General features: G+C 59.5%; 2 pseudogenes. Both read left to right on the top strand.

Features of this window, described 5'->3' with window-relative positions:
* Positions 1 to 60: 60 nt before the first annotated feature.
* Positions 61 to 315: pseudogene (locus tag AC0L3B_RS38060) on the top strand (transposase); the annotation flags it as partial.
* Positions 316 to 551: 236 nt separating this feature from the next.
* A pseudogene (locus AC0L3B_RS38055) lies at positions 552 to 1,917 on the top strand (IS110 family RNA-guided transposase).
* Positions 1,918 to 2,003: the final 86 nt, after the last annotated feature.

Raw genomic sequence — 2,003 nt, 5'->3', positions numbered from 1 at the left:
TGAGCTGCTGCCGGTTTGATGGACACCGAGATTAGGTGTTTCATGAAGCCGGAGTAGGTGATGCAGAGACGGAAGTTCAGTCGAGAGTTCAAGGTCGAGGCGGTCAAGCTTGTCAGGGAACGCGGGGTCTCGGTGGCGCAGGCAGGCCGCGACCTGGGCGTCCATGAGAACGTGCTGCGCAAATGGGTGAAGGAGTTCGGCTCCGCCCCGGTGCAGGCCTTTCCCGGCCACGGACAGATGAAGCCTGAGCAGCAAGAGATCGAGCGGTTGCGGCGTGAGGTCACAAAGCTGAAGGCTGAGCGGGACATCCTAAAAAACTGTCCAGCGGGATGGCGCGCCTGTGCGGGGTAGAAACAGCCTTGTGCTATCCCTTGGCTCGGAGGGTAGCGGCCGTCAGCTTATTGGAGGCACTGTCCCCGTTAAAAAACGTGGTCCATGGGCGCATGCGAACTTGAGAGTGGTGACGCCGTTTCGGCGGCGATCCCGATTAGGAAGATGACAAATTGGCATAGCCCAGACCCTCCAGCCCATCATCGGACGGAGGATTTGCGATGCCTAAGAGGACAACTGGTGGCGGCCCGGACTTAAAGCCGGTCAACCTTGGCGCGGCCGCCATCGACATCGGGTCAAAGATGCACATGGCGGCGGTGAACCCGGCCTGCACCGATACGCCAGTGCGTGCATTCGGCACATTCACGCAAGACCTGCATGTGCTGGCGGACTGGTTCAAGGCGTGCGGCGTGACCAGTGTCGCGATGGAATCCACTGGGGTCTATTGGATCCCGGTCTACGAGATCCTAGAACAGCGCGGGTTCGCGGTCATTCTGGTCAACGCGCGGTACGCCAAGAATGTACCTGGGCGCAAAACCGATGTCAGCGATGCCGCTTGGTTACGCCAGCTCCACTCCTATGGGCCTGTTACGGGGCAGCTTCCGACCCGATGCCGAGATCGCAACCTTGCGAGCCTATCTGCGCCAGCGCGAGCGGCTCGTGGAATATGCTGCCGCCCATATCCAACATATGCAGAAGGCCCTGATGGAGATGAACCTGCAGCTCCATCATGTTGTCTCGGATATCACCGGCGCGACCGGCATGCGGATTATCCGAGCCATTGTCGCAGGCGAACGCAATCCCGACGTCCTGGCAACCTATCGGGACGTGCGCTGCCATTCATCGATCGAGACGATCCGCGCAGCACCTCGTAGGCAATGACCGCCACGAACATGTCTTCGCGTTGACTCAATCGCTGGAGCTCTACGACGCTTATCAGGCAAAGATGCTCGACTGTGATCGCAAGCTCGAAGTCCTGATCAGTGCATTGAACACCAAAGGAGCAGGACCAGTCGGAAAGCTAGCCAAGCCACGCGTCAAGACCAAGCAGGTCAACACACCCACCTTCGATGTCAGGACCGCGCTGTATGGCGTACTTGGCGTCGATTTGACTGAGATCCATGGGTTGGGTCCGTCGCTCGCATTGAAGCTCATCGGCGAGTGCGGCACGGATTTAAGGGCATGGCCGAGCGCCAAACACTTCACTTCCTCTGCCTCGCACCCGGCAACAAGATCTCCGGCGGCAAGGTGCTGTCCTCGCGCACACGGAGATCCTCAAGTCGCGCAGCTGCGCTGTTGCGGTTGGCAGCAACAACCGTGGGGCGGAGCGAGACAGCGCTTGGAGCATTCTATCGTCGGCTGTCCTCACGCGCGGGTAAATCGAAGGCCGTGACGGCGACCGCTCGCAAGATTGCGGTTTTATTCTACAACACACTCCGGCACGGCATCAGTTACAGGGATCCTGGTGCAGACCAATATGAGCAGCAATATCGTAGCCGTGTCCTCGCCAACCTACAGCGCCAGGCGAAATCGCTAGGCTTCGTGTTGCAGGCCATTCCGGGCGACGCCAATCCGGCTGTTTCTTAGGAAGGCCGCAGCCTTCTTCGCGAAGGAAGCGACATGAAGTTCGTCTTCATCGCGAAGCACCGGAACGTCTGGCCGGTGGCATGGCT

The sequence above is a fragment of the Bradyrhizobium sp. Kon56 genome (assembly GCF_055807635.1).
The sequence above is the reverse complement of the archived record's forward strand: the minus strand, read 5'-3'. Positions and strand labels throughout refer to the sequence as shown.